At 49.0% G+C, this 23,516-nt stretch carries 10 protein-coding genes; 2 read left to right on the forward strand and 8 right to left on the reverse strand.

Annotation, left to right across the window (positions count from 1 at the left end; genetic code table 11):
- Window positions 1-2: 2 nt before the first annotated feature.
- The 4 genes from HFD99_RS08635 to argC all read right to left on the reverse strand — a co-directional run bounded on the left by HFD99_RS08635 (window position 3) and on the right by argC (window position 4,659).
- Window positions 3-1,265 carry an acetylornithine transaminase gene (locus HFD99_RS08635; protein ID WP_123797710.1) on the reverse strand — a complete coding sequence of 421 codons (1,263 nt, stop codon included), beginning with the start codon at window positions 1,263-1,265 and terminating at the stop codon, window positions 3-5.
- 52 nt (window positions 1,266-1,317) lie between these two features.
- Window positions 1,318-2,157 (reverse strand): acetylglutamate kinase, encoded by an 840-nt coding sequence (gene argB, locus HFD99_RS08640; RefSeq protein ID WP_016822940.1) that lies wholly within the window; start codon window positions 2,155-2,157, stop codon window positions 1,318-1,320.
- Window positions 2,158-2,275: 118 nt separating this feature from the next.
- Entirely contained in the window at window positions 2,276-3,502 is a 1,227-nt protein-coding gene (argJ, locus tag HFD99_RS08645; RefSeq protein WP_039276380.1) for a bifunctional glutamate N-acetyltransferase/amino-acid acetyltransferase ArgJ, read from the reverse strand.
- A gap of 107 nt (window positions 3,503-3,609) precedes the next feature.
- Entirely contained in the window at window positions 3,610-4,659 is a 1,050-nt protein-coding gene (gene argC, locus HFD99_RS08650; RefSeq protein ID WP_039276383.1) for an N-acetyl-gamma-glutamyl-phosphate reductase, read from the reverse strand.
- A gap of 378 nt (window positions 4,660-5,037) precedes the next feature.
- Between argC and HFD99_RS08655 the strand changes: the two genes are divergently transcribed.
- The gene (locus HFD99_RS08655) at window positions 5,038-5,925 is read left to right on the forward strand and encodes an SMP-30/gluconolactonase/LRE family protein (protein ID WP_052132625.1); all 888 of its coding nucleotides are present in this window, start codon (window positions 5,038-5,040) and stop codon (window positions 5,923-5,925) included.
- Between the two features lie 93 nt (window positions 5,926-6,018).
- Here HFD99_RS08655 and HFD99_RS08660 read toward each other — a convergent pair whose 3' ends face one another.
- The 4 genes from HFD99_RS08660 to hpf all read right to left on the reverse strand — a co-directional run bounded on the left by HFD99_RS08660 (window position 6,019) and on the right by hpf (window position 11,998).
- Window positions 6,019-6,918: a YitT family protein gene (locus tag HFD99_RS08660; protein ID WP_039276388.1), complete on the reverse strand. Its 900-nt coding sequence runs from the start codon at window positions 6,916-6,918 to the stop codon at window positions 6,019-6,021.
- Window positions 6,919-7,014: 96 nt separating this feature from the next.
- A protein-coding gene (prfB, locus tag HFD99_RS08665; RefSeq protein WP_100212693.1) for a peptide chain release factor 2 occupies window positions 7,015-8,128 on the reverse strand; the annotation gives its coding sequence in 2 pieces (ribosomal slippage) (window positions 7,015-8,055 and window positions 8,057-8,128; 1,113 coding nt in all).
- Window positions 8,129-8,574: 446 nt separating this feature from the next.
- Complete coding sequence (gene secA / locus HFD99_RS08670) at window positions 8,575-11,025, reverse strand: preprotein translocase subunit SecA (protein WP_123797711.1); 2,451 nt, start codon at window positions 11,023-11,025, stop codon at window positions 8,575-8,577.
- Window positions 11,026-11,437: 412 nt separating this feature from the next.
- Window positions 11,438-11,998 (reverse strand): ribosome hibernation-promoting factor, HPF/YfiA family, encoded by a 561-nt coding sequence (gene hpf / locus HFD99_RS08675; RefSeq protein ID WP_016822933.1) that lies wholly within the window; start codon window positions 11,996-11,998, stop codon window positions 11,438-11,440.
- Between the two features lie 438 nt (window positions 11,999-12,436).
- Between hpf and HFD99_RS08680 the strand changes: the two genes are divergently transcribed.
- Window positions 12,437-23,512 carry a DUF7507 domain-containing protein gene (locus tag HFD99_RS08680; protein ID WP_123797712.1) on the forward strand — a complete coding sequence of 3,692 codons (11,076 nt, stop codon included), beginning with the start codon at window positions 12,437-12,439 and terminating at the stop codon, window positions 23,510-23,512.
- Window positions 23,513-23,516: the final 4 nt, after the last annotated feature.

Genomic DNA, 23,516 nt, shown 5'->3' on the forward strand with positions numbered 1-23,516 from the left:
AACTAAGATACGTGCTCCCGAATCAATTCAGCAATCCATGCTACAGCCTGATCTATTTCGTCTTTCGTTACATACAGGTTAGGCAACAGGCGAATCACGTTCGGTCCTGCTGTAATGAACAGAATGCCCTTCTTCTGTCCTGCCAAAACAAGCTCTGCTACCGGCTCCGCACACTCAATCCCGACCATCAGACCTTTTCCGCGGATATCCTGGACAAAAGGAATATCTGCAAGCTGCTTTTGCAGACTCTGGAAGAGATAATCTCCCATTTCGGCAGCGCGTTCTGGCAGCTTGTCATCAATAATCGTTTCAACGGTCGCTTGAACTGCTGCCATAGCAAGCGGTGTACCCCCGAACGTAGAACCATGACTGCCCGCTGTGAACGCTTCACGCAAATATTCTTTGCCTAGCATTGCACCGACCGAAAAGCCACTGCCCAGTCCTTTCGCCAATGTAAAAATATCCGGCTCAATCCCATAATGCTCAAAGGAAAACAGCTTACCTGTCCGTCCCATACCTGTTTGCACCTCGTCAATGATCAGCAGCAATCCATGCTCCTGGCACAGCTGGGTAATTACATCTACGAAAGCAGGGTCTACCGGATACATGCCACCTTCGGCCTGCACCATTTCCAGCATAATTGCCGCTGTATTCTCATTGATCGCTGCTTCGAGCGCAGCCTGGTCATGAAGCGGAACGCTTTTGAACCCGGCGGGAAGCGGTAAAAAGCCTTCTTTTACTTTGTCCTGACCCGTAGCAGTCAAGGTTGCCAGCGTCCGTCCGTGGAAGGATTGCGTGAACGTAATGATTTCATAGCGACCGGTCTGCTTCACCTTCTGGTGGTAACGACGCGCCAGCTTAATGGCAGCTTCGTTCGCTTCAGCTCCGCTATTGCAGAAGAACACCGCATCTGCGCTACTATTAGCTGTCAGCAAGGCCGCGGCCCGCTCCTGCCCAGGAATATGAAACAGATTGGATACATGCCACAGTTCATCGATCTGCTTTTTCAACCGCTCCGCTACAGCTTGAGGCGCATGGCCTAGATTGGTAACAGCAATACCTGACATGAAATCCAGATAACGTTTGCCCTGATCATCCCACAGCCAGCTTCCTTGTCCTTTCACCAGTGTAAGCGGGTATCTTGCGTAGTTTGGAAAAAGAGAGCTATCTGCCTGCGTTTTTGCCGTCCCCTTTTGCGCTTGCGCTCCGCTTCCATTCGTACTTGGCATTTCCTCGCTCACCAGCGTATTCGGTTCCTTACTCATGTCGTTCACGCCCCTTTATCGTTTGGTTATATAGGTTGAGCATATATTGCAATTACTGCATGCGCACAATGCGTGTTCCAATTGATTCTCCGCTCAGCACACGGCTGAGTACCTGCGGTTCGCTGCCGTCAACGATGACGACTTCCTTCACTTTTCCGTGAATGCAGGCAATAGCCGCTCTCACTTTCGGGATCATACCACCGTAGATTTCACCCGTGCTGATCATATCTTCAATTTCCTGTATGGTGATCGACTCCAGAACCTTCTTCTCTACACCATTCTTTTTCAAAATACCGGGTACATCCGTCACAACAATCATTCGACTGACGCCGAGATGAGAAGCAACCGCGCCCGCCGCTGTATCGGCATTAATGTTATAACGCTGACCGGATCGATCAATGCCAATAGGCGCAATAACTGGCATATAGCTCATGTCCAGCACACCCGTAATAATCGATGCTTGAACAGATGTTACCTCTCCAACCCAACCGACCTCGGCAGCATTCGGCACAGGCTTTGCTTCAATTAAATAGCCATCACTGCCCGACAAACCCAACGCTCGCCCTCCGTGCATCCCTATTCTGCGAACAATCTGCTTGTTAATGCTGCCTGCCAGCACCATTTCCACGACATCCAACACGGGTTCAGTCGTTTTACGCAACCCGTGAATGAACTCCGTTTCGATTCCCAGCTTCGCCAAATTGTCAGAGATCGCAGGTCCGCCGCCATGTACAATGACTGGTTGAAGGCCTTCCGACTGCAGACGGGCCAAGTCGTCAAAAAAGGAATCAGGCAACGCAGCCAGCGTACTTCCTCCGCATTTCATCACAAAATTACGACGTGCCAGTCCCGCTTGTTTCGCTTGATCCGCGTGTCCCACTGCCGATTGCATATCATCTCTCCTTTTCTCCTCTGCACAATTTTGTGCGATTTTCAAATGATGCGAAAAACTATATCCGCTCACTTCTTCTATTAACTATTAAAAATCCATCCGTATTTAAATCTGGTATCTATGTCCGATAAGCCGCATTAATCCGGACATAATCATAGGTTAGGTCACAGCCCCATGCTGTAGCCATCCCGTTCCCGTGATGCAAATCAACGATAATTTGAACCGTATCTCCACGTAAATAGGAAAGCGCCTCGGCTTCATCAAAAGCGACTGGACTTGATTGACTCAGCACCACAATATCGCCCAAACGGATGTCTACCGTATCTGGATTGACCGGTTCTCCAGCACGTCCGACGGCTGCAATAATTCGTCCCCAGTTGGCGTCTGCGCCAAAAACGGCTGACTTCACCAGACTGGACCCAATTACGGTCTTGGCTATCGCCTGGGCAGAAGCATCGCTTACCGCTCCGCTTACGGACACCTCTACCAGCTTCGTAGCACCTTCCCCGTCACGGGCAATCGCCTTCGCCAGCTCCCGGCAAATATAAGTGAATGCCTCGGCAAAAGCCCCCCAATCAGGATGCTCTGCGTTCAACTCGCTGTTGCCTGCCAGTCCGCTTGCCATAGCGATTAGCATATCGTTCGTACTGGTATCCCCATCGACCGTAATCATATTAAAGCTAGTATCCGTGGCCTGCTTTAATAGTTGATGAAGAGCCGTCTGCCCGATGCCCGCATCACAAGTTATAAAAGCGAGCATGGTTGCCATATTCGGGTGAATCATACCCGATCCTTTTGCCGCCCCAGCGATGTGCACGGTCACACCGTCCACTTCAACTGACACGCATGCTTCCTTTTTAACCAAATCCGTTGTCAGAATGGCTTGGCTAAATTGCTCCGCTCCATCGTTTGCCTCGCTCATCCGCTCAGGTAATGACGATATACCGCCAAGCACACGATCCATTTTCAGATGCTCACCAATTACACCCGTCGAAGCAACGGCTACATCGCTCTCTGCCACACCCAGTTCACGAGCAGCGGCCGAACGCATAGCGTAAGCGTCCTGCTCCCCTTGCTGTCCTGTACAGGCATTGGCGTTCCCGCTGTTCACTACTATCGCCTGCAATCGACCGTTTGTCAGGCTCTCGCGAGTCACCTTCAGCGGTGCAGCCTGAAACACATTAGTGGTATACACAGCAGCAGCTGTCGCCTCTACCTCACAGCGAATCGCGCCGATATCGTTGCGGTTCGTATTTTTCAATCCACAGTGCAATCCCCCGGCTGTAAAGCCACGCGGAGTTACGATGTTGCCCCCATTTACTACTGTAAACCCTAATTTGCCCATAATTATGTGCCCTCGCCCGCATTATAAGGAATAAATGGCAGCCGGACGCTTGCGTTCTCAAACCTGCCCGCTGTCGTTCTCCTGTACCTGTTGCGTTTACGTGCTACTTACGGATATACCGGTATGAAGCCCAGTCCGAGGTTCTCCTCCCATCCCATCATCAAATTTAAATTCTGAATCGCCTGCCCAGCGGCACCCTTCACAACATTATCAATGACAGAAATAATCGTAAGACGCCCAGTACGGGCATCTGCTGCAAAACCGATGTCGCAGTAGTTCGAACCAAATACTTCTTTTGTTGCCGGCCATATACCTTCGCCACGTACACGGACAAAAGGATGGCCTTTATAATAATCCCGGTATAACCCGATAAGGTCCTGATCCGTATGATCACCTTTCAACGTGACATAAATTGTACTCATGATTCCTCGCGTCATAGGCACCAGCTGTGTCGTAAACGTAATTGTAACGTCCTCGCCCGCAACATCACCCAATACCTGTTCGATCTCAGGGATATGTTGGTGCTTATTCACCTTATAAGCCTTAAAATTCTCATTCATCTCCGCATAATGTGAAACAAGACTTGTTCCCCGACCGGAGCCGGATACCCCGGATTTGGCATCCACAATCAGTGACCGATGGTCAATCCAATCCGCCTTTAAGGCAGGAATAATTCCCAATAGTGTTGCCGTGGGATAGCAGCCTGGATTCGAAATAAAAGAAACACCAGCAAGCTTTTCTGCATACACTTCGCTGAGTCCGTAAACCGCTCGCTTAAGATACTCGGGTGAAGCCGCAGGCTTTTTGTACCATGCTTCATACGCTTCCCCGCTTCGGAGCCTAAAGTCCCCGGAAAGGTCAATCACCTTCAGTCCGACATCCAGAAGCTGTGGCACTAATTTGGTGCTAACGCCTGATGGCGTAGCTGTGAAAACCAGATCAGCCTTGGCAGCAATTTCATGGATATCAACACCGTCCAAATTTTGTACCACAATATCCGTCAGATGTGGAAACCCATCACTAATCGGGACACCCGCGCTGGACGAAGAAATAACAGATACAATCTCCACCTGCGGATGATGAACCAAAAATCGAATCAGCTCCACTCCGCCATATCCAGTGGAACCGACAATTGCTACCTTTAGCTTGCTGCTCACAGACCTTCCTCCATTCCGTCCCTATGAAATATGTATTATTATACGACTCTATTCATATAAATACAACACCTCATGTCATGTTATTCCTCCAAATTTAAAATATGCACTCTTGCCCATTCTTTTGGCCGCCAAGCTGTACAGGCTACAATTAAGGAAAACAAAAAAGACAGACCCCCTTGCGAATCTAGTCTTCTATTTTGCATAAGAAAAGGAGCGTTCCCTTTATATATTATCTTGTATATTGGTATTCATCTGGCTTATCCATTTGCTGCACTTATGTATTCGTTGGACATTGAATAGGGTATAAAGAGTGAGTATGTACGAAAATAAACCTATACGTTAGGGGTGCTACACATCAAAACATATACAGCGAATTTAGTGATAGATGCTAAAGCCAAGTTAGGCGAGGGTCCCAGTTGGGATCATCAGTCGCAACGTTTATTTTGGGTCGATATTGAGGGTTTTCAATTACACATTTACGATCCATCTACAGGCACAGATCGTACCATAGATGTGGGCGAACATATTAGTGCAGTTGTACCTTATCTTAAAAATAAAGTAATCGTGGCTATGATCAGCGGTCTATACTGTTTGGATATTGAAACAGGAGCCAAAGTATTGATCCACGATCCTGAGGAAGGTAGATCAGGAAATCGATTTAATGATGGTAAATGTGATCCTGCCGGACGTTTTTTGGCAGGAACTATGAGTTTAAATGGCGAACGCGCACAAGGAGCGTTGTATAGTCTGAGCACAAAAGGAAGCGTCTCCTTACTGGTTGATAAAGCTTCCATATCTAATGGCTTAGCCTGGAGCTCAGATCATCGTACCATGTATTATATCGATACTCCGACCTTGGAAGTGGTCTCCTTCGATTACGATGTGACACAGGGAACCATTAAGAATAAGCAACTGGTAGCTAGATTGGATGAAAGTGAAGGATATCCAGATGGCATGACCATCGATGCAGAGGGCATGTTGTGGATCGCGCGTTGGGGCGGTAAACGTGTTTCTCGTATCCATCCTGCTCAGGGAGAAGTAATTGCTGAGGTTTCACTTCCAGTCAATTGTGTGACTTCATGTGCTTTTGGCGGTGAACATCTGGATGAGTTGTATATCACAACTGCTCAAGATGGCGATAATACCGACCAACCACTAGCAGGCGGTTTATTTATGGTCAAAACCGGAGTAAAAGGAGTACCGACCTCATATTTTAATCAAGGACAAGCAGCAGATTGGCTTGATCTGTTACCAAAAAAGGCTTGATAAAGCTGTTCTGAAAAGAGAAAAGCCCACTACATCAGTGGGCTCTCCTACATTGATTCAGTTAAGAGCAAGCGTCCAAAAGACCACATTATGCTAGCCTTCCCTTTTGAACCCTTCACCCAATACCTCACGTGTATTACTAATAATCACAAAAGCTTCCGGGTCTACCAAGCGAACGAGCGTTTTGAGGCGGGTTACCTCGTTTTGCGCGACTACAACCATAAGTACAGGACGTTCTTCGTTCGTGTAACCCCCCCGTCCTGCAAGCTCTGTCAAACCCCGATCCAAATCCTGTAAAATAGTTTGCGTGATCTTTTCCTTTTGATTGGATATGATGTAAGCCACTTTGGAGTAGCCCAGTCCCATTTCTACAGCATCAATAACCTTGCCGGTTACAAACAATCCAATCAATGCATACAGAGCTCGCTCCGGCGACAGGGCGAAACCAGCTAGCGTGATCACTGTGCCATCCATTAGCATGACACAAAGAGAAAGGCTAAAACCGGTATACTTTTGAATAATCTGCGCCAAAATAGCCAGTCCACCCGTCGAGCCTCTGCCACGAAACACGGTGCCCAAACCCAATCCTACTCCGATTCCACCATACAGCGAAGCCAGCAACGGATTTGTTGTCGGGACTGCCCAATCCTTCGTCACATAAACGAATAGTGGCAGCATGATGCTTCCTAGCAGGGAACGCAAGCCATACTTTTTCCCTAATAACAGTACTCCTGCTATAAATAACGGAATATTCATTCCCCACTGCGTATAGGCAGGTTCCAGGCCAAACAGCTCCTCGCCCAAGATAGACAAGCCAGATACACCCCCGGATGCAATCCGGTTGGGCAGCAAGAACATGTTAAAGGTCAGCGCTGTAATAAAGGAGCCGAGTATAATTAGCAATACATCGGTCACGTTACGCGCTGGTCCACTGGCGGCAATCAGAGGCTTACGCCTTCTTCGGCGGGCAGTGGGAGGGTTCAATTGAGACATCATTCACGTTCTCCTTTAATAAAAATACCGTCACACAAAAATTCCTACAGGCCGCAGGCACGTAGACTGCGGTTCTGTAGGAAAACATACAGACAATTATTCTGCGTCCAGCTTAATTTGGCTGCGCAGGTAACCATCGATGAATGGATCGAGATCGCCGTCCATCACTGCCCCGACGTTGCCAGTTTCCACGCTGGTACGGTGATCCTTAACCATGCTATATGGATGGAACACGTAGGAGCGAATTTGGCTGCCCCATGCAATGTCGGACTGTTCACCACGGATTTCGTCCAATTGCTGCTGTTGTTCTTCAATCTTGCGCTCGTAGAGCTTGGAGCGAAGCATCGTCATCGCACGTTCACGGTTTTTGATCTGGGAACGTTCATTTTGGCAAGTCACGACAATACCGGTAGGCAAATGCGTAATCCGAACAGCCGAGTCGGTCGTATTAATATGCTGACCACCTGCACCGCTGGCCCGGTACGTATCAATTTTAAGATCTTCCGTGCGGATCTCAATATCCACATCATCCGCAATTTCCGGTACTACATCACAAGACACGAACGATGTATGTCGACGACCGGAGGAGTCAAATGGAGAGATACGAACAAGCCGATGTACACCTTTCTCCGCCTTGAGATAACCGTAGGCATTGTAGCCTTTGATCAACAGGGTTACACTCTTAATCCCCGCTTCATCACCTGCCAAATAATCCAGGGTCTCCACCTTGAAGCCTCGTTTTTCTCCCCAGCGTGTATACATGCGCAGCAGCATTTGACCCCAGTCCTGCGACTCGGTACCACCTGCCCCCGGGTGCAGCTCCAGAATAGCATTAAGCTTGTCATAGGGCTGATTTAAAAGCAATTGCAGCTCAAATTCCTCCAGCTTGCTCAGCAGGGATTTGATACTGTTTTCAACTTCTCCAGCCAGCGCTTCATCGCCTTCCTCTTCAGCCAGCTCAACCATCATACCTGCATCTTCATATTCCTGACGCAGCTGTTCATAGCTGTCCACAGAAGATTTCACAGCATTCATTTCAGCAATTACGCCTTGGGCCTTTTCGTTATCATCCCAAAAATCAGGCGCTGCCATCTTTTCCTCAAAGTTCGCGATCATTTCCTGTTTGAGATCTAAGTCAAAGAGACCCCCTAAGGTTTGTTAGTTTCTTGCCTATTTCTCGTAAATCATGTTTTACACTTGGATCAATCATGATGTCATTCTCCTTTTAATATAGGGTTAGGGGGAGTAAAGCGTTGTGAGTTACGGCTGGGTGAAGAGACGCTGCGCGAATGATTTGATCTTACGATCGCTGACGCTTCTCTAGATTCAAATCCTCCGTTTGCTCCCGACCGCCGTAAAGTCAAACTGCTTTTACATAACAGGCTCTGGTATGTGAGCCAGATCAACTGCGGAATTGACTGACAAATAAGCAGAGACTTGCTTATTTGTCATAATTGTTTAAAAAGAATTGAGAGCAATCTAGCCATTCATCAATGTTCAGACTGATCCTCCAACAGAAAAGCTATAAGTTGAAGACATCAGTGTCGTCCCCTGATGGCACAAAATGGCCGACGGTCAGTGGTTGAACTGCCGCCTGCCATTATATGCGTTGCAGAGGATAGTGTATATCAAGACCTATCCCTTAATTTCAATCCGTTATTTTCTACGCGGACGCGAAGGAGCGGATTTCTTTTTGGGAGCCGCAGGTTCTCCACTCGTCGAGATTTTATCTTCATCAACGACAGCCTGACGCTCTTGGTTGGATTCGATTTGTGCTTTCATAATGTAGGTCGCAACTTCCTCTTGGATGCTGGCGATCATAGCATGGAACATTTCGAAGCCTTCAAATTGGTATTCACGCAATGGATCAGTACCACCATAAGCACGCAAGTGAATACCTTGACGCAATTGATCCATTGCATCAATATGATCCATCCATTTGCTGTCAACTGCACGCAATACGATAACCTTCTCGAACTCACGTACCATTTCTTCGCCGATCATCTCTTCACGGCTGTGGTATCTGTTGGTAACTTTTTCGAAGATCATATCGACCATCTCTTCTTTTTCCTTACCCCACAGATCGTCGCGCGAAAGTGTGTTTTCCTCAAGCAGGTTGTTGTTCACATACTCTGCAACTTCTTCCAGTTCCCAGTTTTCAGGGATATCATCACCACAGTGAGCATCCACTACACGCTCAATGACAGGCTTGATCATGTCGAACACAATTTCCTTGATGTTCTCTGATTCCAGCACCTCACGGCGTTGTTTGTAAATAATAGCACGCTGCTGATTCATCACGTCATCATATTGAAGAACGACTTTACGCTGATCAAAGTTATTCCCTTCGACACGTTTTTGAGCTGATTCGATAGCACGCGAAATCATACGGCTCTCGATAGGTTGATCTTCCTCGAAGCCCAAGCGCTCCATCATATTCAGTACGTTATCTGCACCAAAACGCTTCATTAACTCATCGCCCAGCGATAAGTAAAACTGCGTGGAGCCCGGATCCCCCTGACGTCCTGCACGTCCGCGAAGCTGATTATCAATACGACGGGATTCATGACGTTCTGTACCGATGATGTGCAAACCACCGAGTTCTGCAACGCCTTCGCCCAGTACGATGTCAGTACCACGTCCAGCCATGTTAGTAGCGATGGTAACCGCGCCAGCTTCACCTGCACGGGAAATAATCTCAGCTTCTTCCGCATGATATTTGGCGTTAAGTACTTTATGACGAACGCCTTTGCGTTTCAACATTTCAGAAAGAAGCTCCGAGTTTTCAATAGAAACCGTACCTACCAATATCGGCTGGTTCTTTTTGTTACGCTCCAGAATTTCGTCTACTACAGCATGGAATTTGCCCTTCACGCTCTTGTACACTACGTCAGGCATATCTACACGCTGGTTAGGCTTGTTCGTCGGAATTTGGAGCACTTCCAGACCGTAGATTTTTTTGAATTCTTCTTCTTCTGTTTTAGCTGTACCCGTCATCCCCGCCAATTTGCGGTACATACGGAAATAGTTTTGGAATGTAATTGTCGCCAGTGTCATGCTTTCATTTTGGACAATGATGTTTTCCTTCGCTTCAATAGCTTGGTGCAAACCATCACTGTAACGACGTCCAGCCATCAGACGACCTGTAAACTCATCGACAATCAGGACTTCACCGTCAGCCACAACATAGTCCACATCCAAACGCATAATAGCGTTAGCTTTCAAGGCTTGTACGATGTGGTGATTGATTGTAACACTTTCCTGATCATACAGGTTTTCAAGACCAAAGAAATTTTCAGCCTTGGATACGCCGTTTTCGGTCAAAGCAACTGACTTCACCTTAATATCCAGCGTGTAGTCTTCTTCAACATTCAGGCTCTTCACAAAACGATCAGCCGCAAAATATAGCTCGGTCGATTTTTGAGCTTGTCCTGAAATGATCAATGGTGTACGAGCTTCATCGACGAGAATGGAATCCACTTCATCAATGATACAGAAGTACAACGGACGCTGTACCATCTGTTCTTTGTAAAGCACCATATTATCGCGCAGATAATCGAACCCGAACTCATTGTTTGTACCATACGTAATATCACAAGCATAAGCTTCCTGTTTGGCAGCATGATCCATATTGGCCAGGTTCAGACCTACGCTCATTCCCAAGAAATTATAAATTTGTCCCATTTCTCCGCTGTCGCGTTGTGCCAAATAGTCATTGACTGTAACCACGTGCACACCTTTGCCCAACAGAGCGTTCAAATAAACCGGCAATGTTCCCACCAGTGTTTTACCTTCACCGGTTTTCATTTCTGCGATTTTTCCTTCGTGCAACGCAATACCGCCGAGCATCTGTACGTCATAGTGACGTTTGCCCAGCACCCGCTTGGACGCTTCACGAACCGTTGCAAAAGCTTCCGGCAGCACTTCTTCAGCCGTAGCACCTTGTTCAATCCGCTCTCTAAACTCCGCCGTCTTGGCTTTCAGTTCCTCGTCCGAGAGCTTCTCAAAATCAGGCTCTATTTTATTGATCAGTTCAACCGTCTTCATTAAACGTTTGACGTCACGTTCATTTGTATCCCCAAAAATTTTTTTGACAATTCCTAGCATGGTTTACCCCTTTCGCGCAAAACAATTAATAGAATCAATTTCACAATAAGAAAGGGTCCATGATGAAATTGATTCCCGATATGTTTGACAGGCCCGGCTATACCAGCCCATCGTGCGATGTTCTTTGCATAAATTGTAACAGTTTGTAGGACATGCCGCAACACAAGCAGCCTCCAGATTTGCATCCGGTTAAAGATACCAAAACAATTGACGCACGAAATACACAATTGGTTACACCTGTCCAAGCTGAAATTTTCAATCATGTTTACAATAAACATATAAAAGAGCCCTATCCCGCCAGGTTCGCAAGGATAAGGCTCGTGTTATGATCATTTTCCTAATATCCATGAAGCATGCTTCAATCGAAAACATTCTATTCACTTTAAAATGTGATGAGTTTCTGCTTCACAGGCTATTCTCGTTCGATCAGACCGTATTTACCATCATTGCGTTTGTAAACTACGTTAACTTCCTCATTATCAATATTAGAAAATACGAAGAAATTATGTCCAACCATGTTCATTTGCAGAATAGCTTCTTCCACATCCATAGGTTTCAACAAGAAACGCTTGGTACGAACGACTTCCAGCTCATCCATTTCCGCATCCTCATCTTCGGCAACAGCCACGCTACCCGCTGGATCTTCCACAAAAAGAGTTTTCAAACTACCTTCCTGCCGGAATTTCCGGTTAAGCTTAGTTTTGTGCTTGCGAATTTGCCGTTCTAGCTTGTCTACCACGGCATCAATGGATGCATACATGTCATCGCTTTCGTCTTCGGCACGGAGTACAAGCCCCGGCAAAGGAATGGTTACTTCTACAGTGTGCAAATCTCTGGTTGTGCTTAACGTTACACTTCCATCAGACGTCGGGGGTGCATCGAAATACTTCTCAAGTCTGCTGAATTTCTTTTCAACGTAGTCCTTCAAAGCGTCGGTAACCTCGATCTGTTGACCTCGTACTGTTAAGTTCATAGGGCACGCCTCCTTTGCCTCTTCAGTATAACACATATGTTAACGCCAAGTAAAAAAACCTATCAACATTTCGACGGATTTTTACAAAATCCCTCATGATTCGATAAAACGCTTCCAATAACGCCATTCTATGAAAAGGGTCATGTTTAATTTTAGCTCGCATACATATGTGAATAATGAAGAGATATTTAAATAGCTACTCCGCTGGTGTCGTGACAGATCCACTATTTGGAGCTCATGCTAATCTATTTTATCGAAGGAGGAGGGGGGGCCATATCAAGCTGAATCAGGTATAGGAACTTATGCCGTATGCAAGACCTGATTATCATGCAGGCAATTTATACGAAAGGATCATTACACCCAGCCCAGCTGGCTCTTCCTCTACGAAACCCCCTAAGACAACTAATTGGGAAGAGATGGAAAGTAGGAAGTTAATCCATGGCTTTTATTCAGCGTTATGCAACGAACCAGACCGGGGCTATTACCTTTATAGGGAATACACTCGGGCTGGCACGTTCTGCTTCGGTAGGGGTGCCGGGTACTGCGACCAGCATCGGCGCTTTCATCACAACCAATACAGCCTCACGCTTCGGCACGTATCCATTCGGCACGACTTCTGCCTTTGCCAGTAACTCATCGACAGCATTCCTCGTGCTCCCTGCGGGCAGTACAGTGCTGTATGCTGAGCTTATTTGGGGAGGAAGCTATGCCAACGGCAGTACCAATGTATTGTCCAGCACCAGCAACCCAGTCACATTTCAGACCCCTGCTTTATCTACTACAGTCAGTCCTGAATCTGCAACATCGGTCAACGTCACCAGCCTCAGTACCTATGTAAGAACCGCGAATGTAACAAATCTGGTCATTCAAGGCGGCGCAGGAGCGTATACGGTCGGAAATGTGACGGGCACCATTACGGTCCCCGATTCTACCAACACCAACCACGCTGGATGGACACTGGCAGTGGTATACAATAACCCGTCTCTCCCCTTCCGTAACCTATCGCTGCGTGTAGGCGGTGAAGGGGTTAGCAGCGCTACTGGCTCGGTCAACGTGGTAGTGAGCGGGTTTGCCACGCCTGTACAGGGGACTTTGCGCGGCAGGGCGTTAATTAGCGCCCAAGAGGGTGACGTGGATATCACCGGGGATCGTGCGTTGTTTGGACCTACCACGTCCAGCTTAACTGCGCTGTCTGGGCCCAACAATTTTTCGACTAATTTTTTTGCGTCGCAAATTAACGGGGATGATGGCACACTCGTCACGACAGGGAGCTTCGGTACCACTAATGCGGTGAATGGGACACCTGGGACGCAGGTCACGGGGGGACGGCAAGGCTGGGACATTACCAACGTCGATATCTCCTCCACACTGCTAAACAGCCAAACCAGCGGTGTCCTCCAACTAACCACTAATGGCGATATTTATACCGTCAATGCCAATGCCATTCAAATTGATATCAATGCTCCGCTGGTGACCCTAACCAAAACTGCTAGCTCTACGGGGTTGGTTATTGGCGATACAGTTACTTACACGGTTAACATTTCAAATACGGGGCTTGTCAGCGCGTCTAACACAGTACTTACCGATATCATCCCAGCCGGAGCTACCTTTGTACCCGGCAGCGTTATTGTCGCGGGCACTGCGCAGCCCACAGCCAATCCTGCAACAGGTATTACAGTGGGTAGCGTAGCTCCTTCTTCGACGGTAACCATTACATTCCGAGCAACAGTCACTTCATTGCCAGCCAACACGCAACTGGGCAATCAAGCATCGGCAGCCTTTTCCTTTCAAACCGTGCCTGGCGGGCCTGTCATCTCTGGTAGCGTTCCGTCCAATACTGCAAGTACACCGATCTATCAACCCGTTATTGGGATTGTTAAAAGTGCCAATACATCGGCTGCTACAGTAGGAGACACCATTACGTACACGTTTCAAATATCCAACACGGGTAGCATTGCTGCGAATCTCAACTTTACAGAGAGCATCCCGGCGGGCTCATCCTTTGTTCCGGGCAGTGTGACCATTGGCGGTTCTTCCGTGCCTGCTGCCAATCCTGCTGCTGGCTTTTCAGTAGGAACGATTAATACGGGGTCTACTATACCGGTGACCTTCCAGACCCTCGTCAATGCTGTTCCTGCCTCTGGCAACTTGACAGATCAGGCGACTTACACATACACCTTTACGCCACCTGACGGACGTGTATTGAATGGAAACGGCACATCCAACACGCTCACCATTCCTGTATCCTCGCCGAATGTGACCGTGACCAAAGCCTCTTCCTTAGCGGCTGCTGCTGTTGGAGAAACCATTCAGTTTACGATAACCGCCACAAACAACGGCATTGCAAATGTGACCAATGTCGTGGTGACTGATCCGCTACCTAGCGGAGTTGCCTTCGTACCCGGCAGCGTCACTGTAAACGGAACACCAGCTACGACAGCTTCGCCTGTAAACGGGATTCCAATTGGCACTTTGGCTCCAGGCGCATCGGTAACAGTTGTTTTTCGAGCAGCCATTAATTCATTGCCTTCTCCCTCGCAAATCAACAATCGCGCAACTGTCAGCTTTACCTCCGGTGCCTTTACCGGATCATCGTTGTCCAATCTTGTAGCTATACCTGTCGTGATTGCAGCGCCAACGATTACTAAAAGCGCAAGCTCCAACCGTGCCAGCGTCGGTGGAACGATTACTTATTCATTTCTCATCGCCAACACCGGTACAGCCGTGTTAAATACGACCTTAACGGAAACTGTACCGGCAGGCTCCACCTTTATTCCAGGGAGCGTCATTGTTGGTGGATCTTCGGTTCCGGGGGCCAACCCCAATACCGGAATTCCAGTAGGCACAGTGAATCCTGGAGCACAAATTACAGTCTCGTTTCGCACCACAGTAGACTCTCTCCCACCCGGAGGTGGATTAAACGATCAGGGACAGCTCCAGTATTCCTATCAATTGCAAGACGGGAGAACCCTGTCGGGCACACTTCTTTCAAATATCGTTTCCGTATCCATATCGCTCCCCAACGTAGCAGTAACCAAGTCTGCCGGATTCACATCCGTTAGTGTAGGCGAAACGCTAACCTACAGTGTAAATGCCATTAATAACGGAATTGATCCCATCACCAACGCCGTGATTACCGATCCGCTCCCTAGTAGTGTGTCATTTGTACCCGGGAGCGTAACCGTTGGCGGTTCACCTGTGAGCACGGCTGACCCCAGAAGCGGTATTCCTGTCGGCAACATCAGCGCAGGCGCATCTGTTCTAGTGTCCTATGCCGTGCTGGTCAATGCCTTCCCGTCCGTACAGCCACTGCAAAACACGGCCAGTGTCAGTTTTACCAGTGGCACCTTTACCGGAACCTCCCAGACGAATACGGTTGCTGTGCCCGTTTATCAGCCGCGTATCAGCGTCGCCAAATCTGCAAGCACAACAGCAGCTACGATTGGCGACACGATTTTGTATACCTTGTCGGTCACAAATAGCGGCAACTATAATGCTTCTGTCACGCTGACTGATGCTATTCCTTCCGGGTCTACTTTTATAGAGAACAGCGTGGTAATCAATGGTGTTAGTCAGCCGGGAGCCAGTCCAGCAGCAGGTATTTTTATCGGAACCGTGTCACCGCAAAGCCCGATCACACTGACATTTCAAACTGTAGTGACCTCTCTTCCAACGCCATCTGTGCTGACAGACCAGGCCAACGCCGCCATTTCCTTTACGCTGCCTGATGGGCGGGTGCGAACAGATAGCTCATCATCCAACGTGTTATCCATTCCTGTGTCTGCGCCAAATGTGTCCATTTCAAAGACCGCAGACCGTTCCACTGCCATTCCAGGCGATTCAGTGTTATACACGCTGACAGTACTCAACAACGGTATCCAAGCAGTGAACAATGTGGTCGTTTCCGATCCGATCCCGCCTGGCTCCCAATTCACTGCGGGCAGCGTAACACTGAATGGCATCGCAGTGGCTAACGGAGATCCGGCATTAGGTATCCCGGTTGGGAGCATTGCCCCAGGAGGAGGGGCGACGATCACGTTCAGGGTCACGGTATCCTCTCCATTGCCGAGCCCACCGCAGCTCACCAATCAAGCGCGTGTCAGCTATACCAGCGGCGCTTTTTCAGGTGTTTCAGTATCTAATCCGGTGATAGTAGCCGTCAATGCTCCAGTGCTAACTGTAAGTAAAATTGCTGACCCCCTACAGGCAACGGTTGGCGATATCGTTACGTATTCTGTAGCAGTGACCAACAATGGAAACATTGCTGCTGCTGCCACATTAACAGACAATATCCCCACAGGCTCGGCACTGGTGCCGAACAGTGTGGTCGTTAACGGTACTCCTGCTCCGGGTGCCAGTCCCGCAACAGGTCTGTCTATTGGCTCCATTGCACCAGGAGCCACAACTCAAACAACTTTTCAGGTGGTGATTACTTCCGTGCCTTTACCTCCCCAACTCACCGACCAGGCGAATATCAGCTTTTCCTTTCAACCGCCCGATGGCCGGATTGTTAACGGCAATGTTTCGTCCAATATCGTCACAATTCCTGTTTCATCGCCCAATGTGCAGGTCAGTAAAAGCACCTCGGCAACTGATGCCGTTCCTGGTGATACGATAACCTATACGATTACAGCTACCAATAGTGGGATCGCAATCGTAACAGATGTCCGCGTGACTGATACCATTCCGACAGGCTCCTCTTTTGTTCCTGGCTCCGTTATCGTAAATGGAACAACGCTGCCGTCAGCCAGCCCCGTGACCGGGATTCCAGTCGGTTCTATCGCAGCCGGGGCGTCAGCAACGGTCACCTTTTCCGTGTCTGTTAACAGTCTACCTGATCCACCCCAACTGAGTGACCAGGCCACGGTTTCTTTTACCAGCGGCACACTGAATTTCACCTCACTCTCCAACACCGTTGTCGTTCCCGTTTACCAACCTATTATCAACCTCGTTAAAACTGCTAATATGAGTCAAGCAACCGTAGGCGATACCGTTGTCTATACACTGACCGCCCAAAATACAGGTAATTTAGCAGCAACAGCTACCTTTACCGATGCCATTCCATCAGGCTCCTCCTTTATACCCAACAGCGTCACCGTAAATGGTTTACCTGTTGCTGGGGCTAACCCCCAAACGGGTGTGGTGGTCGGAAATATTGCAGCAGGATCCTCTGTCGCTTTAACCTTTCAAGTGGTCATTAATGCTGTCCCTACAGGCTTGGGGCTGTTAAATCAAGGTTCGGCCACATTCACTTTCCAGCCGCCTGACGGTCGAACATTAAACGGAAGCGTCCAATCCAATCCGGTGTTTATTCCTGTATCCAATCCAGATGTGACCGTGACCAAAACAGTCAATCAGACGTCTGTAGCCTTTGGAGACACCATAACGTACACCATTACCGCAGCAAACAATGGCATCACACCGGTGACAGGAACGGTCTTTATCGACCCGATTGCCGACGGCACTACTTTTGTACCTAACTCCGTACAAGTCAACGGTGTCACTATACCAGGAGCCAACATTGCCACAGGCGTGTCCGTGGGCACTGTCCCTTCTGCCAGCTCGGCAACGGTCACTTTCCAGGCCACAGTAACCTCCTTGCCAGCATCAGGTTTGTCAACGGATCAGGCAACGGTCTCCTTTAATTCGGGGGCTTTCGCAGGCCAATCCGTCTCGAATCAAGTTAGCCTGCCTGTATTTCAGCCGATTTTGAATGTGACCAATACTCTGAGCGCAGATCGTGCAACCGTAGGGAATACGCTTGGTTTTGTCATCACTGTCACGAATACAGGCAATGCGCCCGCAGAGACAGTCGTGCTTGATCTGTTATCCAGCTCGCTTAGCCTGAATCAAAATAGCGTGTTGGTCAACGGTGCGCCTATTCCCGGGGCAGACCCGATTACAGGCATTAATATTGGTTCGGTCGCCCCAGGTGCGACGGTAACCGTCTCATTTAGCGCCGTGGTCATATCGGTACCACCTGGCTCTATACTAACCAACCAAGCCACTGTGAACTACACGTTCCAACTGCCGGATGGACGAACATTGACCGGCAGCGGTGCAGCCTTGCCCGTATCCATTCCGATCTCATCACCGAATGTTACAGTCACGAAGGCTGCTGATGTGGCAGTCGCTGTCGTAGGTGATTCGGTTCCCTACGTCATAACTGCGTTCAATAACGGACTCGATCCTGTTACTGGCGTAATCGTCACAGATACCATTCCTTTCGGAACCGCATTTGTACCGGGCAGCGTTACAATTAATGGCACTCCTGTTGCTACAGCCAACCCGCAAAATGGCATTCCTGTCGGGACGCTTGGAGCCGGTGGCGGAGCCACTATTCGCTTCTTGCTTAGCGTACAATCGTTGCCGTCACCAGCGTCCATTACTAATGAAGCGACCGTCAGTTTTACTTCAGGTGCATTTAATGGATTTTCTGTATCCAATCCCGTTACCATCCCTGTGTACCAACCCATCGTCACTGTATCAAAAAGTGCAGGAACGGGAAGAGCTACGGTTGGAGATACTGTGACCTACACATTCTCTGTTACTAACTCTGGGAACATTGGCGCCGATACCGTCCTTACTGATCCGATTCCAGCCGGGGCTGCCTTTATCCCTAATAGTGTAGTGATCAACGGCACGGCCGCACCTGGCTCAGATCCAACCGTCGGGATTCCCTTAGGTATTATAGGCGCCGCTACGACCGTCGCACTGACCTTCCAGGCAGTTATTACCTCACTGCCCGCGTCGGGTACACTGGTCAATCAGGCGACCGCTGCTTTCAGCTATCAGCCACCAGATGGCCGTGTCCTGACCGGAAGTGCAGTATCTCCGGCCGTGACCGTCTCCGTCTCTTCGCCGGATGTGGACGTTATCAAGACAGCCTCTGCCACAGTTGCCGTAGTCGGAGATACCATTACTTATACCGTGGTCGCTACGAATAACGGAATCAGCCCAGTCGTGAATGCCGTCGTATCTGATCCACTGCCGCCAGGCACCAGCTTTGTCCCCGGCAGTGTGACCGTGAATAGCACATCTGTGCCTGCTGCGTCACCAATCTCAGGTATCCCTGTAGGCACCATTGCAGTAGGTGGCTCAGCAGCCGTTACATTCCAGGTCTCCGTTGCCAGTCTGCCTCAGCCGCCGCAAATAACCAACCAAGCGACTGTCAGCTTTACTTCAGGTGCGTTGACCTCGTCTTCGCAATCCGATCCGGTGACCTTGCCCGTTTATCAGCCGATCATCGGCCTGACCAAAACCGCTAATACCATCAACACACAGATCGGATCGACATTGGTCTACACCTTGACGTTAACCAATACTGGAAATATCGCCGTTTTACCTGTTCTGTCGGATAACATTCCTGTAGGTTCTGAACTATTACCTAACAGCGTAGTCGTTAACGGCATCCTGGTGCCAGGAGCTTCGCCAGTTACAGGCATAACACTCGGATCACTGGCCCCTTCAGGCAGTATCACAGTAAGTTTCCAAACCATCGTCTCGTCTCTGCCAACTCCGTCTATACTGACCGACCAAGGGCAAGTGAACTTTACGTACTCACCACCGGATGGTAGAGTGCTGAGCGGTACTGTCACATCCAATACAGTTAATGTCGCTGTGTCTGCACCTAATATTCAGGTGACTAAAACATCCAGTCTGGCAGCCGCTGTAGTTGGAGATACGATCAGATATACACTGAGTATTACGAATAGCGGTGTGGATTCCGTCACAGATACCGTTGTAACCGATACAATCCCAGCAGGTACTTCATTCGTTCCGGGTAGTGTCCTTATCGACGGGGTACCTTTCCCTAACGCCTCGCCCATTGCTGGAATTGTCATTGGAAACGTCGCACCTGGAAATACATTTATCGTGAGTTTCCAAACTTCTGTCCAAAGCTTGCCGCAACCACCACTGCTCACGGATATTGCATCCGTCACATTTACCAGCGGAACGTTCACCGGCACTGCCTTTTCCGATCCACTCATCGTCCCTGTGTTCCAGCCGTTAATTACACTTACTAAAGCATCGAGCACTGTTAACGCCTCCGTCGGCGATACACTAACCTATACGATTACAGCTGTGAATAACGGTAATATTGCAGCTGCCCTTACGATCAGTGATAATATCCCTGCCGGATCATCATTCCTTGCCAACAGTGTCAGTATCGCTGGCAGTCCACAACCTGGTGTGTCCATCGAAACGGGCGTCCCGGTTGGATCTGTGCTGCCGGGCGGAACGGTATCCGTAACTTTCCAAACCGTTATCAATGCTCTGCCTAATCCACAGGTACTGGTCGATCAAGCATCAGGCTCATTCACTTTCCAACCGCCGGATGGCAGAACCGTATCAGGATCAGTTGTATCCAACACAGTTAGTATCTCTGTATCTTCGCCAGATGTGAGCATTGTCAAAGGAACAGCAGCTACGGACGCCATTGTCGGCGATATCATCACCTATACCTTGGCTGTCTCCAACAATGGAATCAGTACTGCCAATAATATAGTGGTTTCAGATATCATTGCGGCGGGAAGCTCCTTTGTGAATGGCAGTGTTACTATAAACGGAACCTCCTTCCCTGATGGAAATCCGGGATTCGGTATTGCCATCGGTACACTCATTCCTGGAGCCGTTACTACCGTTACATTCCAGGTTCGAGTTGATTTCTTACCCGCACCTGCACAATTAACCAATCAGGCATCAGTTAGCTTTACCAGCGGGGCATTTACCGGCAGCTCAACATCTAATGTGGTGACTATTCCAGTCTTCCAGCCGATCCTGACAGCAGTCAAAACAAGCAGCACCAACAATGCCACCATAGGTGACATCATCACCTACACGATTGTCGTATCCAACACCGGAAACATTGCTGCCTCAACTACGGTAAGTGACAATATTCCAGACGGCTCCGTATTTCTTCCAAATACAGTGACGATTAACGGCATCGCTGCTCCTGGTGCAAGCCCAGTTTCCGGCATCCCGACTCCAGCTATAGCACCAGGACAATCGGCAACCGTTACTTTCCAAGTGCTGGTATCCTCCATCCCTACAGCTGTACTACTGGTAGATCAGGCTGAGGTAGGCTATCGCTTTAATGCTCCAGATGGCCGAGAGGCTGGCGGATTCCATTTATCCAACATCGTTGAGGTTGCCGTGTCACCGCTAGATATCACCTTAAGTAAAAGCGTAAGCTCACCTTTCGCCACTACTGGCGATACCCTGACGTATGAACTCGTGATTCATAACGAGGATGCGGACACCGTGCAAAATGCCCGTTTGCTGGATACATTGCCAGAGGATATCGAGTTTATTACAGACTCAGTTCAGATTAACGGGTCTACCGTGGCTGGAATCGATCCTAGTGATGGCATACCGTTGCCTTCATTAGAAGCGAATACCAAGACCCTTATATCCTTTGAAGTCCGTATCGCAGCTACCGAACAGCCGGGACCGCGTACCAACCAGGCCCGCTTGTTGCTCACAAATGGTGAAGAATCGAGTGCCATTTTGTCCAATCCTGTGACGGTTGCTATACTCCAGCCTGTAGTGAACCTTACGAAATTAACCAATACAGAGATCGCACATCCGGGTCAAAGCGTCACCTATTCCATCATCGCGGAAAACACCGGAAATATTGGGGCCTTCGGCTTGTTGGTTGACTTATTGCCACCTGATCTCTCCTTTGTTCCCGGCTCTGTTTCGGTTAATGGAGTGGCTCAATATGGTGCCAGTCCAGAACAAGGTATTACGCTAGGCGCTATTGCACCAGGAGAAAAAACGACCACTGTCTTCTCCGCACTTGTCGTTCGTGTCCCTGAGTCGGGCTTACTAGAGAATCAAGCTTCGCTGACTTACTCCTACCAGTTACCAGATGGACGGAGCCTAGATCAGGAGAGCACTTCGCCTTCCGTCTCGGTTAAAGTAGTCGCTGCCGATCAAGGAGCCTTGTCAGCTGTGCTGCACACGACGGTATCTACTGTCGCATTGGGTGATGCTGTGCCTTATCAGCTGACCCTTGTTAATGATGGAGGTTCCATCGTTACCGACATCGTGTTAGCCGATTACGTACCAAGTGGCACCATCATAAATCCGGACAGCTTGAAAATTAACGGTTCTCCATCTGCCTCTAGCAAGCCGGGTGAACCACTCTTTATCGGCAGCTTACAGGTGGGACAGACAATTAACGTATCCTTCACCGTAAATGTTCAATCTCTGCCGGTCGGAGGACGTCTAAATAATAATGTGCGACTTCAGTATGCTGATAGTGGCGGTGCGAGCGAGGTCACCAGCAATACCGTGACTGTAGCTGTTTTCGATCCGCAACTTTCCGCAAACATCTCCACAGAAAATAAGGAGGCCCTAACAGGAGAAACCCTGACCTACACGGTACTGCTCCATAACTTTGGCAACATTACTTCAGAAGTTATTCTGCAGAATTTTATTCCTGCCGGAACCCTATACATTCCTGGCAGCATCCAGCTGGACGGTCAATCGTTGGCAGAAGCCGATCCTGCTGTCGGAGTTAGTCTAGGTTCTGTGGAACCCGGTCAGTCATTGACCCTGACTTATCAGGTAAACGTATCCGAGACACCACCATCTGGCTACATCGTAAATCAAGCTGCCTTTACCTACTCATTTACATTGCCTGGAGGAAGAATCGTACCAGGCACATTGACTACAAATACCGTGACGATCCCAGTGGTATTCCCACTGCTCGAATTAGTGAAACAGGTGAACACCCATGACGCCTCTGTAGGAGACACACTGACCTTCACCATTCAGATCACAAATAAAGGGGGAATCTCGGCGCAGTATCCGTTGTTCACGGACCCGTTGCCGCATGGACTTGTTTATGTACCCAACAGCCTGACTATCCAAGAAAAAGCACAGCCAGGCGCAAATCCTGGCACTGGTATTACGCTCCCGGATATTGCACCAGGAGAGACGCTCACCCTTACGCTCCAGGCACAAATCCGTGAAGCACCTGCAGATGGTACATTTAGCAACCAGGCCACCATCGAATATACCTCGCGTCGTAGTGGTGGAGAGACCCTGCAGGAAACCGCTCAAACCAACACTGTAGGCGTGGCCGTCATTGCAGCCATTCCTAAACTTACACTTAGCTCCAGCGCTCTGCGTGTCGGGCAAGAAGATACCCTGTCCTTCACCGCCCAGGTGGAAAACATCGGCAACACTCCGCTGGAGGAGCTATTGCTCACAGCACCATTCTCAGCCGAAGATTTCCTTGTACTGAGAACCGTCACCGTGAACTCTGTGCCAATTCCGCATCCTAATCTGCTCCAAGGTATCCCGTTAGGCCAGCTTGATCCTGACCATAAAGCCGTCATCGTCTTCTCCTTCGATATCGAATCTGCACTCCGCGCGTACTTGATCGCCCAGGCCATCCTGCGCTATCAATTCCGTTATCCAGACGGACGCGTAGAGAAACAATCTGCCTCCTCCAATACCATTTTTGTGGAGATGGCTGACTTTGACGGTTCTCTAGAGTAAAGGT

It is taken from the genome of Paenibacillus sp. EKM301P, from assembly GCF_011800295.1.
Taxonomy (GTDB): domain Bacteria; phylum Bacillota; class Bacilli; order Paenibacillales; family Paenibacillaceae; genus Paenibacillus; species Paenibacillus polymyxa.